The sequence below is a fragment of the Olsenella sp. An293 genome (genome assembly GCF_002159495.1).
GTDB lineage: Bacteria > Actinomycetota > Coriobacteriia > Coriobacteriales > Atopobiaceae > Thermophilibacter.
Genome location: NZ_NFIT01000001.1, coordinates 123389 through 144208, shown reverse-complemented (window position 1 = coordinate 144208; position 20820 = coordinate 123389). Strand labels below are relative to the sequence as shown.

At 69.5% G+C, this 20820-nt stretch carries 17 protein-coding genes; 12 read left to right on the top strand and 5 right to left on the bottom strand.

From position 1 onward, the window contains the following. Positions 1–78 precede the first annotated feature (78 nt). Entirely contained in the window at positions 79–2169 is a 2091-nt protein-coding gene (locus B5F85_RS00660; RefSeq protein ID WP_087313391.1) for a glutamine synthetase III, read from the top strand. A gap of 228 nt (positions 2170–2397) precedes the next feature. Here the strand turns inward: B5F85_RS00660 and B5F85_RS00655 are convergent, their stop codons facing one another. Then, positions 2398–3135: an HAD family hydrolase gene (locus B5F85_RS00655; protein WP_087313389.1), complete on the bottom strand. Its 738-nt coding sequence runs from the start codon at positions 3133–3135 to the stop codon at positions 2398–2400. 240 nt (positions 3136–3375) lie between these two features. Here B5F85_RS00655 and rpsA point away from each other — a divergent pair, with 240 nt between their 5' ends. From rpsA to B5F85_RS00615, 8 genes are all read left to right on the top strand, one after another. Then, the gene (rpsA, locus tag B5F85_RS00650) at positions 3376–4587 is read left to right on the top strand and encodes a 30S ribosomal protein S1 (RefSeq protein ID WP_087313387.1); all 1212 of its coding nucleotides are present in this window, start codon (positions 3376–3378) and stop codon (positions 4585–4587) included. Positions 4588–4761: 174 nt separating this feature from the next. Next, positions 4762–5817 (top strand): M20/M25/M40 family metallo-hydrolase, encoded by a 1056-nt coding sequence (locus B5F85_RS00645; protein WP_087313385.1) that lies wholly within the window; start codon positions 4762–4764, stop codon positions 5815–5817. 98 nt (positions 5818–5915) lie between these two features. Next, on the top strand, positions 5916–6326 hold the full coding sequence (locus B5F85_RS00640) for a hypothetical protein (RefSeq protein ID WP_087313383.1): 411 nt from the start codon (positions 5916–5918) through the stop codon (positions 6324–6326). Positions 6327–6425: 99 nt separating this feature from the next. Next, the gene (locus B5F85_RS00635; protein WP_087313381.1) at positions 6426–7463 is read left to right on the top strand and encodes a PhnD/SsuA/transferrin family substrate-binding protein; all 1038 of its coding nucleotides are present in this window, start codon (positions 6426–6428) and stop codon (positions 7461–7463) included. 3 nt (positions 7464–7466) lie between these two features. After that, positions 7467–8258 carry an ABC transporter permease subunit gene (locus B5F85_RS00630; RefSeq protein ID WP_204204587.1) on the top strand — a complete coding sequence of 264 codons (792 nt, stop codon included), beginning with the start codon at positions 7467–7469 and terminating at the stop codon, positions 8256–8258. Further along, positions 8255–8878 (top strand): ATP-binding cassette domain-containing protein, encoded by a 624-nt coding sequence (locus B5F85_RS00625; protein ID WP_087313377.1) that lies wholly within the window; start codon positions 8255–8257, stop codon positions 8876–8878. Before B5F85_RS00630 ends, B5F85_RS00625 begins: the two co-directional genes overlap by 4 nt. A 210-nt stretch (positions 8879–9088) precedes the next feature. Next, entirely contained in the window at positions 9089–9763 is a 675-nt protein-coding gene (gene coaE / locus B5F85_RS00620) for a dephospho-CoA kinase (protein WP_087313374.1), read from the top strand. Beyond that, positions 9750–10352 carry a lytic transglycosylase domain-containing protein gene (locus B5F85_RS00615; protein ID WP_087313372.1) on the top strand — a complete coding sequence of 201 codons (603 nt, stop codon included), beginning with the start codon at positions 9750–9752 and terminating at the stop codon, positions 10350–10352. Before coaE ends, B5F85_RS00615 begins: the two co-directional genes overlap by 14 nt. A 9-nt stretch (positions 10353–10361) precedes the next feature. Here the strand turns inward: B5F85_RS00615 and B5F85_RS00610 are convergent, their stop codons facing one another. Continuing rightward, positions 10362–12707, bottom strand: coding sequence for a tetratricopeptide repeat protein (locus B5F85_RS00610; protein WP_087313370.1), 2346 nt, complete (start codon positions 12705–12707; stop codon positions 10362–10364). Positions 12708–12990: 283 nt separating this feature from the next. On the opposite strand from B5F85_RS00610, the gene uvrB reads away from it, so the two are divergent. From uvrB to B5F85_RS00595, 3 genes are read left to right on the top strand one after another with little or no spacing between them, the layout of a single operon-like run. Further along, positions 12991–15219 (top strand): excinuclease ABC subunit UvrB, encoded by a 2229-nt coding sequence (gene uvrB, locus B5F85_RS00605; protein ID WP_087313368.1) that lies wholly within the window; start codon positions 12991–12993, stop codon positions 15217–15219. 9 nt (positions 15220–15228) lie between these two features. Beyond that, entirely contained in the window at positions 15229–16425 is a 1197-nt protein-coding gene (locus B5F85_RS00600) for an Mbeg1-like protein (RefSeq protein WP_087313366.1), read from the top strand. 1 nt (position 16426) lies between these two features. Continuing rightward, positions 16427–16711 carry a PTS sugar transporter subunit IIB gene (locus B5F85_RS00595; protein ID WP_087313363.1) on the top strand — a complete coding sequence of 95 codons (285 nt, stop codon included), beginning with the start codon at positions 16427–16429 and terminating at the stop codon, positions 16709–16711. Positions 16712–16883: 172 nt separating this feature from the next. Here B5F85_RS00595 and B5F85_RS00590 read toward each other — a convergent pair whose 3' ends face one another. From B5F85_RS00590 to B5F85_RS00580, 3 genes are read right to left on the bottom strand one after another with little or no spacing between them, the layout of a single operon-like run. After that, the gene (locus B5F85_RS00590) at positions 16884–18548 is read right to left on the bottom strand and encodes an FAD-dependent oxidoreductase (protein WP_087313361.1); all 1665 of its coding nucleotides are present in this window, start codon (positions 18546–18548) and stop codon (positions 16884–16886) included. Positions 18549–18596: 48 nt separating this feature from the next. After that, positions 18597–19820: an NAD(P)/FAD-dependent oxidoreductase gene (locus B5F85_RS00585; protein ID WP_087313359.1), complete on the bottom strand. Its 1224-nt coding sequence runs from the start codon at positions 19818–19820 to the stop codon at positions 18597–18599. A 1-nt stretch (position 19821) separates the two neighbouring features. Continuing rightward, the gene (locus B5F85_RS00580) at positions 19822–20697 is read right to left on the bottom strand and encodes an Mrp/NBP35 family ATP-binding protein (RefSeq protein ID WP_087313357.1); all 876 of its coding nucleotides are present in this window, start codon (positions 20695–20697) and stop codon (positions 19822–19824) included. Positions 20698–20820 lie beyond the last annotated feature (123 nt).

Below are 20820 nucleotides of genomic sequence, written 5' to 3'. Positions count from 1 at the left end.
GGGGGCAACGGACGTGAAATAATGGCCTCTTAGAGTATTCCGCCGTAAGCCACACGCCAACGACGAGAAGGGGCGCACATGGGCAAGGACAAGGTCTCGCAGGAGTACGGCAGCCTGCTGTTCACGGACGCCGTGATGCAGGAGCGGCTGCCCAAGCCTACGTACAAGGAGCTTCGCCAGGTCATCGACGACGGCGCGCCGCTCGACCTCGACATCGCCAACGAGGTCGCGCACGCGATGAAGGAGTGGGCGCTCGAGAAGGGCGCCACGCACTTCGCGCACTGGTTCCAGCCGCTCACGGGCATCACGTCCGAGAAGCACGACAGCTTCCTCACGCCGATCGACGACGGCACGGTGCTCATGTCCTTCTCGGGCAAGGAGCTCGTCCAGGGCGAGCCCGACGCCTCGAGCTTCCCGAGCGGCGGCCTGCGCGCCACCTTCGAGGCCCGCGGCTACACCGCCTGGGACCCCACGAGCCCGGCCTTCATCAAGGACGAGGTCCTCTGCATCCCCACGGCCTTCGTCTCCTACACCGGCGAGGCGCTCGACAAGAAGACGCCGCTGCTGCGCTCGCAGGTGGCGCTCGAGACGCAGGCAAAGCGCGTGCTCGCGCTCTTTGGCCGCGAGCCCAAGCGCGTCTTCACCACCATCGGCCCCGAGCAGGAGTACTTCCTCGTGCGCGAGGAGGACTACGAGAAGCGTCCCGACCTCATCTACTGCGGCCGCACCCTTTTTGGCTGCGAGCCGGTCAAGGGCCAGGAGCTCGAGGAGCACTACTTCGGCGCCATCCGCCCGACGGTCAACGAGTTCATGAAGGAGGTCGACGACGAGCTCTGGAAGCTTGGCATCCCCGTCAAGACCAAGCACAACGAGGTCGCGCCCGCCCAGCACGAGCTCGCGCCGATCTTCGAGCAGGGCTCCCTTGCCATCGACGACAACCTCCTCACGATGGAGAAGCTCAAGCTCATGGCCACCCATCACGGCCTGGCCTGCCTCGAGCACGAGAAGCCTTTCGAGTACGTGAACGGCTCCGGTAAGCACAACAACTGGTCCATCTGCGCCGACGGCAAGAACCTGCTGGAGCCGGGCGCGGTGCCCTCCGAGAACCTGCAGTTCCTCGTGTTCCTGGCCGCGCTCGTCGCCGCCGTCGACGAGCATGCCGACCTGCTGCGCGCCTCCGTGGCCTCCGCGGGCAACGACCACCGCCTCGGCGCCAACGAGGCGCCCCCGGCGATCATCTCGGTCTTCCTGGGCGACCAGCTCCACGCCATCGTCGAGGCCCTCATCAACAAGGAGGAGCCCGAGGTCCACGAGGCCGAGCGCATGGACCTGGGCGTGCCCGCCCTGCCCGACCTCCTGCGCGACTCCACGGACAGAAACCGCACCTCGCCCTTCGCCTTCACGGGCAACAAGTTCGAGTTCCGCATGTGCGGCAGCCAGCAGAACCTTGCCGACCCCAACGTGGTCCTCAACACCGCGGTGGCCGAGCAGTGCGACCGCTTTGCCACCAAGCTCGAGGGCAAGACGGGCGACGAGTTCACCAACCTCGCCCTGCGCTGGGTGCGCCACACCCTGCGCGACCACCAGCGCGTGCTCTTCGAGGGCAACGGCTACTCCGAGGAGTGGGAGGCCGAGGCCGCTCGGCGCGGCCTGCCCAACCTCAAGACCACGCCGGACGCGCTGCCGTGCATGGTCAAGCCCGAGAATGTGGCGTTCTACGGCAAGTACCACGTTCTCAACGAGGCCGAGATCCACGCGCGCTACGTCTCCAAGGCCGAGCAGTACGCCAAGCTCCTCAACATCGAGGCCAACACCATGGTCTACATGGCTACCAACCTCTACCTGCCAGCGCTCTCCGAGTTCTCGGGCGACCTGGCCTCCACGGTGGCGACCAAGGCCGAGATCGGCATCGAGAGCCCGGTGGAGAAGGAGCTCGTGCGCACGCTGACCGACGGCATCTCGGCCATCCACGAGGCGGCCATCGACCTCGAGGCCAACAACGCCGCCGCGCACGCGGTCGAGGACCCGCAGGAGCAGTGCGACGCGTATCGCGACACGGTTCTGCCCTCGATGGAGCACCTGCGTGCCTGCGTCGACGCGATGGAGAAGGTCTGCGGCGCCGATTACTGGCCCGTTCCCACCTATAACGAGATGCTGTTCTGGGTATAGCGCCCGCGCGCGACCCCGTGTGAGACACGTGCGGCTTCCGGACGGTTCTTAAGCTGAGAACGTCCGGGGGCCGCACGTTTCCGTGGGAGGTGCGGATTCCGGACGCCTTGGCGAGAAGAACCGTCCGGGGGCCGCACGTTTCCGTGGGAGGTGCGGATTCCGGACGCCTTGGCGAGAAGAACCGTCCGGGAGCCGCACGTTCTTATCGGCTGGCGCGTTCTTCTCGCCCTACGCGTCCTGCTCGTTGAGGCGCGCCACGACCTGGGGAAGCTCTCGGGCGAAGCGCTCCATCGGCCCGCGCCACACGGCGCCCCGCGGCCGCCCGTGGCCCACGTAGGCGGTGCGCAGGCCGCAGTCGGGCCGGACGATGTCGCGACGGGCGTCGTTGCCCACCATCAGGCACTCCTCGAGGTGCACGCCCAGCTGGTTGGCGAACTCCTGGTAGTAGCGGACGCTCGGCTTGCAGCGCGTGGAGTTGGAGTAGGTCGAGATGAGCGCGAAGTCGTCCTCGCTCACGCCCGCCCAGCCCATGCGGGCGCGGTCGCAGGCGAGCGAGAACGTGGGGTTGGTCGCGAGCGCGCAGGTGAGGCCGGTCGCATGCACGGCGTCCACGGCCTCGCGCGCGCCCGCCACGGGACGCGCGGAGACGATGCCGCCGGCAAAGCCGGGCACGACCTCCCGCTCGTAGAAGTCGATCAGGTCGGCGATCGCGGGGTCGTCGAGCGGGATGCCGCAGGCGTCGAGGAAGGTCTGGACGTAGACCTGCTCGTTGGTGAGCGAGTCGGCGCGGTCCTGTGCGTCCATGGCGAGAAACCCGCGCATGAAGGGGACCGCGAGCGCGGCGGGGCTCGTGCGGGCGGCCTGGCCGAGCAGCCGCGCGGCGCCCGAGACGTAGCGGGCGATGAACGCCGTGAGGTTCAGGCGCAGCAGCGTGTCGTCCAGGTCAAAGAGGACCGCCTTGATCACGGGCCACTCCCTTCGCGCGGCGAAAACGTTCCTTCCGAAGAAATAATAAATACCCAGCCGCGGCGCTTGAAATACACACGCGAAAAACGCTACTCTATCCTCCGTGTGGGCACAGGGCCCGCACAACCGTATCTGTCGGCCCCCGAGAGCATGTAAGTTTCCACGTAGACGCCACGATTCTAGGCACTGCAGGCAGCGACCATGACGACCGGGGCCCCGTTGTTCGAAAGGGGTCCACCTTTGAGTGAGATTCAGAACTCGTCCATCTTTGCGCTGGATGACATCTCCGACGAGGAGATGAACAACCTCATCGACGGCACCGTGACCGACTTCGACGAGGGCGATCTCGTCACCGGCACCGTCGTGAAGCTCGAGCGCGACGAGGTCCTGCTTGACATCGGCTACAAGTCCGAGGGCGTCATCCCGTCCCGCGAGCTCTCCATCCGCAAGGACGTCAACCCGGCCGACGTCGTCGCCCTGGGCGACGAGATCGAGGCGCTCGTCCTTCAGAAGGAGGACAAGGAGGGCCGTCTCGTCCTCTCCAAGAAGCGCGCCGAGTACGAGCGTGCCTGGAACGCCGTCGAGGAGAAGTTCAACTCCGGCGAGACCGTCGAGGGCGAGGTCATCGAGGTCGTCAAGGGCGGCCTGATCCTCGACATCGGCCTGCGCGGCTTCCTGCCCGCCTCCCTCGTCGACCTCCGTCGCGTCAAGGACCTCAACGCCTACCTCGGCACCCGCATCGAGGCCCGCGTCATCGAGATGGACCGCAACCGCAACAACGTCGTCCTCTCCCGCCGCGTCGTCCTCGAGGAGGCCCGCAAGGCCGAGCGCCAGGAGATCCTCTCCAAGCTGCAGGTCGGCATGCGCCTCAAGGGCACCGTCTCCTCGATCGTCGACTTCGGCGCCTTCGTCGACCTCGGCGGCATCGACGGCCTCGTGCACATCTCCGAGCTCTCCTGGAACCACGTCAACCACCCCTCCGAGGTCGTCAAGGTCGGCCAGGAGGTCGAGGTCCAGGTGCTCGACGTCGACCTCAACCGCGAGCGCATCTCCCTCGGTCTCAAGCAGACCACCGAGGATCCCTGGCGCTCCCTCGTCAAGAAGTATCCCGTCGACGCCATCGTCGAGGGCACCGTCACCAAGCTCGTCACCTTTGGTGCCTTCGTCGACCTCGGCGACGGCGTGGAGGGCCTCGTGCACATCTCCGAGATGGCCAAGCAGCACGTCGACCAGCCGTCTCAGGTCTGCGCCGTGGGCGACACCGTCCAGGTGAAGGTCATGGAGATCGACCTCGACCGTCGTCGCATCTCCCTGTCCATGAAGGCCGCCGCCGAGACCCTCGGCACCGAGGTCGAGGTCAAGCCGCTCCCCGAGAGCGAGAAGCCGGCCGAGGAGCCCGAGGTCGAGGCTGAGGCCGAGGTCGAGACCGAGGCTGAGGCCACCGAGGAGTAAATCCTCCGCCTCATCCGATCTTCTGAGGGGGTCGTCCTTCGGGGCGGCCCCTTCTTGTACCCGGCAGGGAGGCCGAGAAGGTCCGCCGCGAGTTCCGCAGCCGCGCAACGCGCGGCGAGGACTGTCTGAGCGCCGGACCTTCTCGGCCTCCCCTCGAGCCTGAGAGGGGTTCCCATGATCTACGACATCGACAAGGACTATCTGCTCGACACGCTGCGCGCGTGCGTGGAGGTGGAGAGCCCCGTCGGCTACTATCCCGAGATCCACGAGTGGCTTCGCGCGGAGCTCGCCGAGATGGGCTACGAGATGACCGTGGACAACAACGCCACGGCCTACGTGCGCGTTCCGGGCAGAAGCGCCGAGAAGGTCGTGTGCCTGGGGGCTCACCTCGACACGATCGGCCTCGTCGTGCGCGGCCTCAACGCCGACGGCACCCTGCGCGTCCGCCAGCTCGGCGGCATCAACTATCACAGCATCGAGGGCGAGACGTGCCTGGTGCACTGCCGCGACGGGCGCACGGTGGCCGGCCAGGTCATCTGCGACCATCACTCCGTCCACGTGTGGGGAGAGGCAAAGACCGACGAGCGCACCGAGGACACCATGTCCGTGAGTCTCGTGGCCGACGTGAGCTGCCCCGAGGACGCCCGGGCGCTCGGCGTCACCGAGGGCGCCGTCGTGGGGATCGACCCGCACTTCGAGCGCTTCGACAACGGTTACGTGATCAGCCGCCACATCGACGACAAGGCGGCCGTCGCCGTCCTTCTCGACGTGCTTCGCTGGCTGGCGCAGACGGGGGAGCGCCCCGCGTACGACACGCTCTTCGCCTTCCCGATCTACGAGGAGATCGGCCGCGGCGGCTCCTGGGTTCCCGACGAGGTCAGCGAGTACGTGGCGGTGGACATCACGCTCATCGGCCCGGACTACGAGCGCTCCGACGAGCACTCCGTGGGCGTGATCTGCTCCGACGCCAAGGGCCCCTACGACTGGGCGCTCACCAACACGCTGATCGCCTGCGCCGAGGGCGCGTGCACGCCGGGCCGCTGGAACACGCAGGTGTGCTTCCACTACTCCACCGACGCCAACGCCGCCGCCCTGCACGGCAACGACCTCGCCGCCGGCGCCTTTGGCATGGCCTGTCTGAACACGCACGGCCGCGAGCGCTGCCACGTCGACGCGCTCGTGGAGACCGAGCGCCTCGCGCGCGCCTACGTCATGGGCGAGGGTCGCTAGGAAGAGGGCGCGTCCTTCTCGCCCGCGTGCATACGTGACGAGGCAAACGGGTATGACTTCAGAGTTCAACGAGCTGAGAAAGGCAAGAAGGGGAGAGCATGGCATCGGGTGATTGGCAGCGCAGGCTGGGGGAGTGGCTTCAGGGGCGACAGGGGCCGGACGACCTCGCGGTCTTCTCGACGAACCTCGCGATCGTCATCGTGATCGTGAACCTCTTTGCGCGCGTGAGCTGGCTCGGCTGGGTCGCGCTCGTGCTCATCGCCTACTCGATGTTCCGCATCCAGTCCAAGAACCTCGGCCGCCGCGCCCGCGAGAACGAGGCCTTCCTCAAGGCGCTCGGCCCGGCGCGCCCGTGGGTCCAGAACCCCCGTGCCGCCTGGACGGAGCTGCGCACCTACAAGCACGTGAAGTGCTCCTCCTGCAAGCAGCGGGTGCGCGTGCCACGCGGCAAGGGCAAGCTCCGGGTCACCTGCCCGCGATGCAAGGCCAAGTTCGAGGTCAGGTCGTAGCCGCGCGCCTTTGGGACCGCTCACAGAATGACCGGCCAGAGAAGAACCTCCCAGTGCTACCGTTGTTGCGTTATGACAACGTGCCCGGGAGGTTTTCTCATGCTTGATAGAAGGAAGTTCCTGCAGGTCGCAAGTGCCGGAACCGCGACGTTTGCGCTCGCCGCCTGCAACGGCGCGACCGAGCCCGCCGCCGAGGGCGAGCAGCCCGCCGAGGACGAGCAGCCCGCAGAGCCCGTCGCCCTGCGCGCCGTCGCCCTCAAGGGCCCCACCGCCATGGGCCTCGTGCGCTTCATGAGCGAGGTCGACAACGGCAACCTCGCCGACAACGACTACTCCTTCCAGATCGTGGCCTCCCCGGACGAGGTCACGCCGCTCATCGCCAAGGGCGAGGTGGACATTGCCGCGGTTCCCGCAAACCTCGCCTCGGTCCTCTACAACAAGACCGAGAAGGGCGTGCGCGCCATCGCAATCAACACCCTCGGCGTCCTCTACATCTGCGAGCTCGGCGACGCCGTCCACTCCGTCTCCGACCTCAAGGGCAAGACGATCTACGCCTCCGGCAAGGGCTCCACGCCCGAGTACGGCCTGGCCTACGTCCTCGAGAAGAACGGCCTCGTCGTGGGCACCGACGTGCAGATAGAGTGGAAGAGCGAGCACGCCGAGTGCGTCCAGGCGCTCGCCGCGTCGTCGGGCCCTGCCGTGGCCATGCTGCCCCAGCCCTTCGTGACCACCGCGCAGGCCCAAAACGACCAGATCCGCGTGGCGCTCGACCTCACCGAGGAGTGGGACGCCGTCCAGACCGGCGACGAGCAGAGCTCCATGATCACCGGCGTCGCCATCGTGCGCTCCGCCTTCGCCGACGAGAGCCCCGCGGCCGTCGACGCCTTCCTCGACCACTATGCCGACTCCGTCGACTTCGTGAACGACGACGTCGAGGCCGCGGCCAAGCTCGTGGGCGACTACGACATCGTTCCCGCGCAGGTGGCGCAAAAGGCCATCCCCGAGTGCAACATCGTCTGCATCACCGGCGACGAGATGGCCGAGAAGCTCGCGGGCTACCTCGACGTCCTGGCCGAGCAGAACCCCAAGGCCGTGGGCGGCTCCGTTCCGGGCGACGACTTCTACTACGGCGCGTAGCCCTTGCGGGGCGGCCTCGACAACGGCATGCGGGAGGGCGGGCGCCTGAGGACCTGGGGCGTCCGCCTGCTCGTCGCGGCGTTTTGGCTCGCGGTCTGGCAGCTCGTGGCGTGCGCCGTCGACTCGCGCATCATCCTCGTGGGACCGCTCGAGGTGCTCGCGCGCCTCGTCGAGCTCGCGGGGACCGGCGAGTTCTGGGCGTCCGTCGCGACCTCGCTCGCCCGCATCGGCGCGGGCTTTCTCGGCGGCGCCGTGAGCGGCGTGGTCCTCGCGGCCGCAGCGAGCCGACTCGCGGCCGTGCGAGAGCTGCTCGCCCCGGTAATGGGGGCGCTCAAGGCGGTGCCGGTGGCGTCGTTTGTGATCTTGGTGCTGCTGTGGGTGTCCTCCCGCGACCTCTCCGTGGTCATCGCCTGGATCATGGCGCTGCCGATCGTCTACACCAACGTCTGTGAGGGTATCTCCCAGACCGACCCCGCCCTGCTCGAGATGGCCGAGGTCTTTGGCCTGCGCGGGCTCGACCGGGTTCGCCTCGTCTACCTCTCTCAGGTCCTTCCGTACTTTCGCGCCGCCGTGTCGCTCGCGCTGGGGCTCTCATGGAAGGCGGGCATCGCCGCCGAGGTGATCGGCCTTCCCGACCTCACGATCGGCGAGCACCTCTATGACGCCAAGGTCTATCTCGACACCCCCGACCTCTTCGCGTGGACGGTCGCGATCGTCGTGGTGTCGGTCGCCCTCTCCGCGGTGGTGGGCAAGGGGCTCGACGCCGCCCTGCGCCGTTGGGAGGCGAGGCCATGAGCGCCGCCGTCTTCGAGCTGCGCGCGGTCGAGAAGCGCTATGGCGCGCTTGCGGTCCTCGCGGGCGCCACGGCGCGCTTCGAGGTCTGCCGCGCCCACGTTCTCATGGGGCCCTCCGGTGCGGGCAAGACCACGCTGCTGCACCTGCTGGCGGGCCTCGAGAGTCCGGACGCGGGCGAGGTCGTGCGCCCTGCCGGCGTCCGCCTGGGCATGACCTTCCAGGAGGACCGCCTGCTCGACAACCTCACCGCCACGGCCAACATCCGTCTGCCGCACGCCCGTCTGCGCGGGGCGGAGCGAGAGGCCTTTCTCGCCCGTGAGCGCGCCGCCCTCGCCGCGGTGGGGCTTCCCGTGGACGCCCGTCCCGTGCGCGAGCTCTCCGGCGGCCAGCGCCGTCGCGTGGCCATCCTGCGCTGCGCGCTCGCAGACGCTGACGCCCTGCTCTTCGACGAGCCCCTCAAGGGTATGGACGAGAAGACCGTGGCGCGGGTGATGGACTGCGTGGTGCCGCTGTTTTCTGGCAAGACCGTCTTCTGGGTCACCCACGACGAGCGCGAGAAGGACCTCCTGCCCGACCCCGTCCCCTGGACGGTCCGTGACGGACTCATCTTCCCCGCGTAGCGCGCCCGACATACCTTCCCCGCTCAGACAGCTTGCTTCGCAAGAACTCGCGGATGAAGGTATGTCGGGCGCGCCACTGTGACGAGGCGGGTCAACATACCTCAGATGCGAGTTTTTGCGCAGCAAACTGTTTGAGCAGATGAGGTATGTTGACCCGCCCCGCCCCCGCATGTGCGATGATAGGAAGCTGCATCAGAGGGAGGAGACTTCATGCATGTTATCTATCTGGCGGGCGGGATCGCGTCCGGCAAGTCGACCGTCGCGCGCGTCTTTGAGGAGCTCGGCGCCGTGAGGATCGACCTCGACGACCTCTCGCGCGAGGCGTTGGCGCCGGGATCGCCGATCCTGCCGCAGATCAAGGCGGCCTTTGGCGACGACGTCATCAACCCCGTGGGCGGCGTGAAGCGCGAGCTGCTGGCGGAGCGCGCCTTCGCCACCACCGAGCGCACGGTCACGCTCGAGGAGATCGAGCTGCCGCTGATCGACGAGCTGCTGCGCGCCCGCGTGGCCGAGCTCGCCGAGCAGGAGCGCGCGGAGCGGGAGAAGGACCCGGAGGCTGCCGAGAAGATCGTGGTCGTCGAGGTCCCGCTGCTCGACCGCATGCGCGGCTCGTTCGACATGGCAGACGAGATCATCGGCGTCGTGTGCCCCGCGCCCGCCCGCCGCGCCCGCGCGGCACAGCGCGGCATGGACCCCCGCGACTTCGATCGCAGGCTCCACCAGCAGCCCACCGAGGCCTACATCAAGGCGCACAGCAGCTTCGTCTTCAACAACATCCACACCGCCGACGTCTTCGACCGGGAGATTCGCGACTGGTGGCACGCGCGCGAGCAGCAGGGCTGGGACAACGTGCCCAAGAGGGGGCGCGCGGGTGCCCAGGCATAGCCGGCCCGAGCGGCTTGTCCGCTGGTATCGCGTCATACCGCTCGTTCTTCTCGCCCTGACGCTGGCCTTCTCCGCCGGGCTGGCGGCCGTCCCGCTCGAGTGGGTGCGCACGCTCGCCTACCCGGTGGAGCATGCGCAGGCGATCGAGGACGCGGCCGCGCGTCACGGCGTGGACCCCGACCTCGTGTGCGCGGTGATCAAGTGCGAGTCGGGGTGGGACGAGGGCGCCGTCTCGCACGCGGGCGCCGTGGGCCTCATGCAGGTCATGCCGGCGACCGCCGAGAGTCTGAACGGCCTCGGGCTGGTGAGCGCGGACCAATACGACCCCGCCGCGCTCGTGGACCCCACCGTGAACATCGAGTACGGCTGCGCCTACCTCGGTTACCTGCAGACACACCTCTCGAGCCTCGACGAGGTGATCGCCGCCTACAATGCCGGCATCGGCACTGTGCAGGGTTGGCTCGCGGACGGGGGGTCACTGCCCGAGCAGATCGAGTACGCCGAGACGCGCGCCTACCTCGAGCGCGTGCGCGAGGCGTACGAGGGCTATCAGAGAAGCTACCCGGAAGGAATCACCTCCGCCGAGTAGGCGGCGTCATTACTGCCGCGCGAGCGAGCGATAGACATCGAGCAGCGCGTCGTCGCGGCCGAGCTCCAGGTATGCCCCCATGAGCGGGCGCGCGACCGAGAAGAGCCCGGCGTCGACGCAGGAGCCGACGGCCTCTCCTGTCCGGCGGCGCAGCGCGCCGAGGTCGCCCGTCGGGATCTCGCCCAGCTCGAGCGTCGGGAGGACCTCGTCCTCGTCCAGGGCCCGCAGGCCCTCCCCGCCGACCTCCAGGAGGTCGGAGAGTTCGCTGCGCGCCTGTGCCGCGACGTCCTCGTGCAGCGCGATGGCGCGCTGGTAGCAGGCGACGGCGAGGTCGCTCCTGCCGAGCTTCCACTCCATGTAGGCGAGGCGATAGAAGCAGATGGCCATCTCGCGTGCGGTGGGGCAGGTCCCGATCGTGCGCTTGAGGAGGTCGGCTGCTTCGAAGATCCTCGACGCCTCCTCGAGGCAGCGCACCTTGGCGAGCGCGGCGTCGGGCGTCGCCGGCGCCACGCGCATGAGCTCGTCGGCGTGCGCGATGGCCGCGGGGAGGCGCCCGAGCATCGTGAGCGCGCGCGACGCGTAGGAGTGGGCGGCGTAGTACTCGTCGGGGACGAGCCGCACGCGGCGCCCGCCGTCGTTTGCGGAGAGGTTGTAGGCCACGCGCTCGGGCACGGAGTTGAAGTAGCGGTAGACGCTGTCCTCGTCGTCGAGGTAGAGGCCGGTCTCGGCGATGGGGGAGAGCACGGCCTCGAGCGAGCCCACGAGGACGTCGAGCTGATCGGGCGTGGGGTTGGCCTCGAGGGTCGCGCGCGCGGCGCGCGCCGCCGAGCCGAGCGCTCCTCCGTCCACGAAGAGCTCCGCTAGCGCGCGCTGGTCCGTGACGTCGACCGTGCCGTCCACGAGCGCCTTGCTCGCCCGTTCGCACGCCTCGGCGACGGTGAGGTCGGCCGTGGCATCCCGCAGCGCCATGAGGTGGGCCACGGCGCCCTGCGTGGTGTCCCCGAGCTCGTCTACCAGGCCGTTCCACGCGTCTGCGCGCCCGGCCTTCTCCATGATGCCGAGGTCGCGGATGCGCCGCGCCCCGCAGGCGAGCACGAGTGCCTCGTCGCAGGGCGTGTCGTCGAGCTCCGGGAGGCGATGGCGCGCGGCGCAGCTCAGCTCCTCGTCCCCGAGGGAGAGGAAGGGCTCGACCGTCTTGAGCCAGCCCGCGGCGTCGGTCGCGAAGCGCAGCGCCGGGTCCTCGGGGAGCCCCTCGTCCACCACCTTGGGGGAGCGCGCGGCCGCGCGCAGGCGCTCGAGGGCGTCCTTCGTGAGGTCGAGCGACATCACCACGTCGTCCGACCCGTGCTCGCGACAGTTGACGACGACGCGCCCGACGCGCTCCGACGAGGCAAACCCCCGCCGCGCGAGCAGCAGGGCGACCCTGAGGGCGTAGGCCCGAGCCCACGCGGCCTGGCTGCGAGCCCCGATGAAGGCGAGGCATCCCGGCCGAGGGACCACGACGTCGACGCCGAGGATCCCGCGCGCCAGGTTGACCTGGAAGTCGAATTCGATGCGAAACGGCGCGGGGAGGTTCTCGACGGAGTCCGCGAAGCGCAGGCGACAGAACCACTCGCCGTCCTTCTCGGCACGGTCGATAAGGTCGGTGACAAGCGGGCGGTCGCAGGATGCGGGGGTCAGGTCGGCAACGTCCGCGAGGGTCTGCGCCAGCCTCCAGACGGGGGTCGCCTTCTGGGGCCAGCTTCTCCTCATGAGGTCGTCATTGACGTTGAGGATCGCCTCGAGGGTGGTCAGCCGGTCGTAGGCGTCCTCGGAGAGGGCCTCGTCCGTGCGGAGCGTGAGCCACCAGCGGCCGTTTCTCCTGAGCTTGGTGGCGCTCACGGGCGCAGGGCTCTCCCACTCGAGCAGGCCCGCGCGCCGCAGCAGCGAGGGGAGCATGCCGTAGCTTGCGGGGTCCCCGTGCAGCACGAGGTCGTGCAGGGCGAGCAGGGCGTCGTCGGCGTGCGCGAGCATGCCGTCGAGGTCCGCCCCGCCGCCCGGGCGGGCCTGCGCCTGTGGCCCCTCCGGCGTCGCCGCGGGCTCCGCGGGCGGCGCGCCCCGGGCAGGCTCGGCCGCGCGCATCCACGGCTTGTCCGCAAAGTCCTTCTCGGTGCGCCTCCTGCGGCGCTCCATGCCCTGATAGACCAGGAGCGCGAGCACGGCCGCGGCAGCCGCGCCCAGACGTCCCGCGATCTTGGTTGCGTTGGGGCCCTCGTCGGCCAGCAGCAGGCAGGTGATCACGACGAGGATGGCAACAAGCGCGACGGCGAGCGCCCGCGTGAGGACCTTGCCGTCCCTGGTGTCGTTGAATCGCATGTGCCTCCTCTCGTCGCAGTCCATTCTACCCGGCGCCGGCGCGGGCGTTCTTCTCGCCCGTTCTTCTCGTACCGCCTTTCCGGTCGGTGCCTCCGCCGGCTTTCCGTCGAGTAAGAGTTTCTTGCGAGAAACCCCCTCAAAAGGGGCCGCTTTACGCATATAACTCTTACTCGGCGACGCTGTGCGCGGGGGACGGGCGAGAAGAACGTCGCGCAGAAACAGAACACTTGTACTATGTCCGGCGGTTGGGGTACACTATCACCACGCGAGAGAGGGGGCTTGGATGGCAGAGAAGAACGAGCGCTTTGGCGGCGAGCTCGTGCGCTTTGGGCGCGAGTCGGGCGGGGAGCCGCTCAAGGTGGTCTCCCCCTATGAGCCTGCGGGCGACCAGCCCCAGGCAATCGAGAAGCTGGCCGACGGCGTGGAGCGGGGGCTCCGCTACCAGACGCTGCTGGGCGTCACCGGCTCGGGCAAGACCTTCACCATGGCCAAGACCATCGAGAAGCTTGGTCGGCCCACCCTCATCATGGAGCCCAACAAGACGCTCGCCGCCCAGGTGGCGAGCGAGATGCGCGAGCTCTTCCCCAACAACGCCGTGGTCTACTTCGTCAGCTACTACGACTACTACCAGCCCGAGGCCTACGTCCCCCAGACGGACACCTACATCGAGAAGGACGCCTCCATCAACGAGGAGGTGGAGAAGCTGCGCCACCAGGCCACCTCGAGCCTGCTCTCGAGGCGCGACGTCATCGTGGTGGCGTCGGTCTCCTGCATCTACGGCATCGGCAGCCCGGAGGACTACGCGGGCCTCGCGCCCAACGTGAGCAAGGACGAGCCGCTCGAGCGCGACGAGCTCATCCACAGCCTCATCGACATCCAGTACGACCGCAACGACTACGACCTCTCGCGCGGCACGTTCCGCGTGCGGGGGGACACCGTGGACGTCTTCCCGCCCTACGCGGAAAACCCGCTCAGGATCTCTTTTTTCGGCGACGAGGTGGAGCTCATCGCCGAGGTGGACAATCTCTCGGGCGAGATCGTGCGCGAGTTCGACGCCATCCCCATCTGGCCGGCGTCCCACTACGTGACCGAGCACCCCAAGGTCACCCACGCCCTCGAGACCATAAGCGAGGAGCTCGAGGCCCGCGTGGCGGAGCTCAAGGCCGCCGACATGCTCCTCGAGGCCCAGCGCCTCGCGCAGCGCACGAGCTATGACCTCGAGATGCTCGAGACCATGGGCTACTGCAACGGCATCGAGAACTACTCGCGCCACCTGGACGGCCGCAAGGCCGGCGAGCCGCCCTACACGCTCATCGACTACTTCCCCAAGGACATGCTCTGCATCATCGACGAGTCCCACGTCACCGTGCCTCAGATCCGCGGCATGTACGAGGGGGACCGCTCGCGCAAGGTCACGCTCGTGGACCATGGCTTCCGCCTGCCCTCGGCGCTGGACAACCGGCCGCTGCGCTTCGATGAGTTCGAGGAGCGCGTTCCGCAGTTCATCTACGTCTCGGCCACGCCCGGAGACTACGAGGAGTCGGTCACCCAGCAGGAGGTCGAGCAGATCATCCGTCCCACGGGCCTGCTCGACCCCAAGGTGGACGTGCGCCCCGTGCGCGGCCAGATCGACGACCTCATCGCCGAGATCAAGGACCGTGTGGCGCGCAAGGAGCGCGTGCTCGTGACCACGCTCACCAAGCGCATGGCCGAGGACCTCACCGACCACCTGCTCGACGAGGGCGTGCGGGTGAACTACATGCACTCCGACACCGCCACGCTCGATCGCGTGGACATCATCCGCGACCTGCGCGTGGGCAAGATCGACGTGCTTGTGGGCATCAACCTTTTGCGCGAGGGCCTCGACATACCGGAGGTCTCGCTGGTCGCCATCCTTGACGCGGACAAGGAGGGGTTCCTGCGCAACCGGCGCTCGCTGATCCAGACCATGGGCCGCGCGGCGAGAAACGCTCAGGGCGAGGTCATCATGTACGCGGACGCCATCACGGACTCCATGCGCGAGGCCATCGGCGAGACGGCGCGGCGCCGGCAGATCCAGGAGGCGTTCAACGCCGAGCACGGCATCGTGCCGCGCACCGTCAAGAAGTCGATCACGGACGTCTCGTCGTTCATCTCGGAGGCCGAGGCCACGCTCGAGGGCAAGACGCGCGACCGTCACGGCACCGGCAGCCACGGCGCCTTCGAGACGCTCGCGGGGGAGGCGTCGCCGACGGCCGACGTCGAGGCCACGTCCGACGCGCTCGCGGAGGAGCTCGCGGGGCTCTCGGAGTCCGAGCTCGCCGACGTCCTCGACGCCCTGGAGGAGGAGATGGCAGTGGCCTCGGAGGCCATGGACTTCGAGACGGCCGCCCGCATCCGCGACCAGATCGTCGCCATCCGCACGCGCGCGGAGGGCAGCTCCGCCGACGCCGTCATCGCCCGGCTCAAGTCCGGAGCGCGCAAGGGCTCGGCCCACGCCACCCGTCGCCGCTACCGCCCGCACAAGAAGTAGGGGTCTGCCATGTCGCAACTGTTCGACCCGTCCGAGAAGAGCCTCTTCGGGTACCTCTCCCGCGCCTTCGACACCTTTGACGAGCGGCCGCTCGCCGACGTGGACAGCCTCGTTCTGGCGTGTCTGTCGTACTTCCGCTATCAGGGCGACGCCGTGCGGTCGCGCGAGGGCTCGCCCGTGCGGGAGCTCTTCCGCGCCGAGTGGGTCGAGGCCATGACGCGGGGGCTCTGGAACCCCGAGGGGCTCGCGCGGCTGCTCGCACTCGTGGCGGCGAGCCCGCGCTTTCGCGACCTTCGCGTGAGCGACTACGTAGACGACTTCGACGAGGCAGCCGAGAAGCAGTTCTCGGCCTGCGTGCTGCGCCTGCCGGGCGGCGGGGCGTACGTGTCGTTTCGCGGGACGGACAACACCCTCGTGGGCTGGAAGGAAGACTTCAACATGGCCTTCGAGACCGGCGTGCCTTCCCAGTACGCCGCGATCGACTATCTCGAGCGCGTGGCGCCCACGATCGAGGGGCCCCTCTACCTGGGCGGGCACTCCAAGGGCGGAAACCTCGCCGTCTGCGCCCTGGCGCGCTGCTCGGCGGGGGTCGCCGCGCGCGTCGGCCGGGCCTTCTCGCACGACGGGCCGGGCTTTACCGAGGAGGCGCTCGCCGACGAGCTCTGGCAGGAGCGCTCAGCCCTGGTGTCAAAGACGGTACCGCGCTCCTCGGTCATCGGCATGCTCTTCGAGCGCCAGGAGGACTATGCCGTCGTCGACTCCTCCACGATGGGCCTCACCCAGCACGACCCCTTCTCCTGGGTCGTGGAGGGGACGGACTTCGTGCGCCAGGAGGGACTCGGCCGCGGGGCGAGCTTCGTCGACAAGGGCCTCAACGAGTGGATCGCCAGCATGACGCGCGCGGAGCGCGAGGGCTTCGTGGAGGCGCTCTTCTCGGTGCTCGACGCGGCGGGCGAGGACACCTTCGCCGAGCTCAGCGGCAACTGGCAGGCGTCGGTGCCGGCGATGCTCAGGCGCCTCGGCGAGCTCGAGCCCGAGCGGCGCGGTCACATCACGCGGGCGCTCGCCCTTCTCGCCCAGGCGTTTGTCCCCGACTTCGAGCTGCCCCAGATGCCCGACTTCGAGCTGCCCCAGTTCCCCGGCCTGGCGGAGCTTCTGCCGGGTAAAATGGGTGGGCAGGGCACTGACCGGACAGAGGAGGGCTGAGATGGCGGCAAAGATCGTGGTGGCGTGCGGATCCGGCGTGGCGACGTCCGAGATGGTCGCCGCCAGGCTGCGCAGGCTGCTCTCCGAGAGGGGCGCCGAGGCCGAGGTCGTGGCCGTTGACGTGGCTCACGTCGACGATGCCCTCGAGGGCGCCGCGGCCTTCGTCCCCGTGGTGAGGCCCGAGCGCGACTACGACGTCCCCACCGTGAGCGGCGTCGCCTTCCTCACGGGCATGAACCAGGACAAGGAGCTCGACCGTCTGCTCGAGTTCCTCGGCGAACGCTAAATATGAGCAACTGTCCCATTTCACATAGAGAGTAAGCCGCCCCCGAAGGACACGCCCCTCTCGAGAAGACCGTGGCGGCCCGTCCGTTACGCGAGGCCCGCTGGCCCGGGGCTCTTCTCGCGCGATTTCTGTGCAGCAGTGAGCGGCGAGAAGAACCCCCGGGCCAGCGGGCCTACCGCCGCGCGTATGCCGCCACGATCTTCTCGGCGGCGAGGATGCCGTCGGTGGCGGCGCTCATGATGCCGCCCGCGTAGCCCGCGCCCTCGCCCACGGGCCAGAGGCCGCGGACACCCACGCTCTGCCCGTCGTCGCCGCGGGTCACGCGCACCGGCGAGCTCGAGCGCGTCTCCACGCCCGTGAGCACCGCGTCCGCAGCGTCAAAGCCGCGGAGCTTGCGGCCGAGCACGGGAATCGCCGCGCGCAGCGTCTCCGTCACGTAGTCCGGCAGGCAGAGCGCCACGTCGCCCCACGCCACGCCGCGCGGGTAGGTGGGCGCCACGCGCCCGCCGGCGCTCGAGGGCGCGCCGGTGAGGAAGTCTCCCACGAGCTGGGCCGGCGCCACGTACGCGCCGCCGCCCGCCGCGAAGGCCGCCCGCTCGCAGCTCCGCTGCAGCTCCACGCCCGCGAGCACGTCGTCGCCGGGCAGGTCCTCGGGGAAGACGTTGGCGAGCAGCCCCGAGTTGGCGTTTTGGCCCGCGCGGTCCGAGAGGCTCATGCCGTTGGTGCAGACGCCGCCCGGCTCGCTCGCGGCGGAGACCACGTAGCCGCCGGGGCACATGCAAAACGAGAAGGCGCTCCGCCCGGAGGGCAGGTGGCAGGAGAGGCTGTAGGGCGCGGCGCCGAGCGTGGGGTGGCCCGCCGCGTCCCCGTAGAGCGCGCGGTCGATCTGTGCCTGCAGGTGCTCGATGCGCACGCCCATCGCAAAGGTCTTGCGCTCCATGGGCACGCCGCGCTCGCGCAGGAGCTCGAAGACGTCGCGCGCGGAGTGCCCGCAGCACAGGACCACGCAGTCCGCGGCCACGCGCTCCTCGAAGACGCCTCCGTCGTCGCGCGTGGCCGCAAGGGTCACGCCGCGAACCGCGCCGTCGCTCACGTCGAGGTCGGTCATGCGGCAGCGACAGCGGACCTCGCCGCCCGCCTCCTCGATCTGCCGCACGATGTCGGTCACCACGCGCGGCAGCACGTCGCTTCCCACGTGGGGCTTGGCGTCCCAGAGGATCTCGCGCTGCGCGCCTGCGGCGACGAAGGTCTCGAGGATGAGGCGATGGGCCGGGCTCTTGGTGCCCGTCTGGAGCTTGCCGTCAGAGAAGGTCCCCGCGCCGCCGACGCCAAACTGGATGTTGCTCTCGGGGTCGAGCGCGCCCGTCTCGTTGTGCCTGTTCACGACCTCGCCGCGGCGGGCGGCGTTGTCCCCGCGCTCCACGAGCAGGGGCTCGAGGCCGGCGCGTGCGAGCGAGAGCGCGCAGAACAGGCCCGCGCACCCGGCGCCAACGACGACCGGGCGCGGTGCGTCGCGACGCTCGACGCGCTCCGGGAAGCCGAAGGGGCGCTCGTCCACGACGCGCACGTTCTTGTTTGCCCGCTTCTTGGCGAGGCGGGCGAGAAGGGCCTGCTCGGCGCCCGGTCCGCCCGCGAGCTCGACGCGCAGCGTGAACGTGAGGTGCACGTCCCCGCGCTTGCGGGCATCGATCGAGCGGCGCCTGCGCTCGACGGACCCGAGGTCCTTCTCGCCCACGCGCAGCTTGCGCGCGACGGCCCTGCGGCATGCGGCGAGCTCTCGCGCGTCGGTGCCGTCGAGCGTGGAGAGGGGTATGCGGATCCCGGAGACCTCGAGCATGGGCGTCCTTTCACGCGTAGGTTGTCATGCCTATTGTCCCACGTCCCGTCAGGCGCGGCTCCCGGCGGACTCCGCGGCGGCGCGCCCGGCGACGAGGCCGCTCTTCCACGCCCAGGCGAGGTTGTACCCGCCGCACGCGCCGTCGACGTTCAGCGCCTCGCCGCAGGCGAATAGGCCCGACGCCTCGCGCGCCTCGAGCGTCTCCGGGCGGAACTGCGAGCACAAAAGCCCGCCGCGCGTCACCTGCGCACGCTCTGGCTCGGCGGGACCCTGCACAACAAAGCGCAGGTCAAAGGCCTTCTCGAGCGCATCAGGCCCAAGGGCTGCCGCAATCACGGGATCGAGCACGCCCGCGCAGCTGCCCGCCGCGCGCCCGAGGCCGCGCGCGAGCTCGCGGTCGAGCCCGCCGGTGAGGTCGAGCGCGACCACGTCCCCGGGAAGCACGACTCGCGAGAGGTCAAACACCACGATGCCCGAGAGCCCGTAGCTGCGGAAGAGCACCTCGCCGGTCTCGCGGGCCACCTCGGCGCCGTCCCGGACCAGACGCGCGACCACGTGCGCGCGGCGCCCGTCGAGCCCCTCGAGCGCCACGCCCGCGGGCGCCGAGCAGGCGAGCGAGCAGAGCACGGGCTCGTACGGCGCGCGCGCAAGACCGATCGAGCTCGTGACCCCCTCGCCGCCGCCCGCCGCCAGGACGAGCGAGGTTCGCATAAGTCCCGTTTTTGACCTCGAATCGGGCTCAAAAAGGGGCGACGTGCGAACCTCACGGCGAGACATCGAGACGTCCACGACCTCGCGCGCCGGCGCCAGCACCACGCCGGCCCGGCGGGCCCGCGAGAGCAGCACCTCGCGCACGGAGGACGCCTGCCGCGAGAGCGGGTAGAGCCGCCCGCCCTCCTCCTCGGCCCAGGCGAGCCCGCACTCCTCGAAGAACGCGAGCACGTCGTCGCCAAAGCGCGGGCCGCAGGTCGTCGCCACGAACGAGGGGTCGTTGTAGCGCTCCCACGCGGGCGCGGGCCCGCACAGCGCGGCGTTCATGAAGTTGCAGCGGCCGTTGCCCGTGGCCAGAATGGAGCGCCCGCACGCGAGCGCGCGCTCCAGAACCACCACGCTCGCCCCGGCCTCGGCGGCCGCGATCGCGGCGGCGAGGCCCGCGGCCCCGCCGCCGACCACGGCGACGTCGCAGCGCTCGGGGACGCGCACCGCCGCCGCTGCGGCGAGCGCCTCCTCGCGCGCCTGCGACCTCGAGGTCCTTCTCTGCCCGCGCGCCAAGCTACGCGTCCTGGCCGCGCAGCGCGTCCACGAACTCCGCCGTGCGGACCACCGTGTCGACGGCCTCGGAGAGCGTGCCCGCGGGCAGCTCGTCCTCGAAGGTGCCGGCGTCGCACGCCGCGGCGATCTTGGGGTCGATGGGCAGCTGGCCCAGCGCCTCGATCTCGAAGGCCTCGGCGGTCTGCTGCAGGCGGCTCGGCCCGAAGGGGTAGATCTTCTCGCCGCACTGCGGGCACTCGACGTAGGCCATGTTCTCCACGATGCCCAGCACGGGCACCTGCATCATGTTGGCCATGTTCACGGCCTTGCCCACGACCATCTGCACGAGGTCCTGCGGCGAGCTCACGATCACGATGCCGTCGACCGGCAGGGACTGGAAGACGGTGAGCGGCACGTCGCCGGTCCCCGGGGGCATGTCCACGAGCAGGTAGTCGAGCTCGCCCCAGGCGCAGTCCTCCCAGAACTGCTTGATGGCGCCGGCGACCACGGGCCCGCGCCAGATGACGGGGTCGGTCTCGTTCTCCAGGACGAGGTTGGCGCTCATGACCTTGATGCCGCCCTTGGTGAGCACGGGGACGATGAGCTCGTCCACGCCGCGGGCGCGCGCCCCGGCGAGGCCCATCATGCGGGGGATCGAGGGGCCGGTGACGTCCGCGTCGAGGATGCCGACCTTGGCGCCGCGGCGGGCGAGCTCGACGGCCAGCGCGCCGCACACGAGCGACTTGCCCACGCCGCCCTTGCCCGAGACCACGCCGATGACGTGGCGGACGTTCGAGTAGTCGTTCTGGGGGAACTGCTCCGGGCCCTGGGGCTGCCTGCTGCCGTGCAGCACCTCGTCGACCTCCTGGCGGAGCTTCTCCTGATCGCTTGCTTCCATGCTGTTCCTCTCTCCTGCGCCGTACGCCGGCGCCTGTGCGCAACGTCTCGATTCTACCCAAGCGCGGGCCCGGCTATGGCCCATACTGTTGCAAACGGCGCGCAGGGCGCCGCAACGAGAGGG